The 266-nt window shown below is 67.7% G+C and carries 1 pseudogene; it reads right to left on the reverse strand.

Going from position 1 to position 266, the window contains the following annotated elements:
- Positions 1-74: 74 nt before the first annotated feature.
- Positions 75-266, reverse strand: a pseudogene (locus tag B7449_RS18285) (phosphoadenosine phosphosulfate reductase family protein); the annotation flags it as partial.

Consider the following 266-nt stretch of genomic DNA (forward strand, 5'->3'; position numbering starts at 1 on the left):
TGCTCAGGTCGAGGAATTTCCGGATCTGGAAAGGCGCTAACATCAGGTTTCTCCCTGCTTAAGGATGAGGCGGGTCAGACCGGCCCGACGCTCTCGCCAAATGCGCCAGCGGGCATGACCCATTGTTCGGGGGAGGTGAGGACACGGCCACGCCAGCGGTGGCAGAGCGCGCGGCGCACCAGACCCGGGTGCTGGCGCACAGGGCCGTAAACCGTGCCGCCCCTGGCCAGCGTGCCGAGGTCCCGGTCGCGTCGGATGGTGCAGCC

The sequence above is a fragment of the Komagataeibacter intermedius TF2 genome (assembly GCF_000964425.1).
Taxonomy (GTDB): Bacteria; Pseudomonadota; Alphaproteobacteria; order Acetobacterales; family Acetobacteraceae; genus Komagataeibacter; species Komagataeibacter intermedius.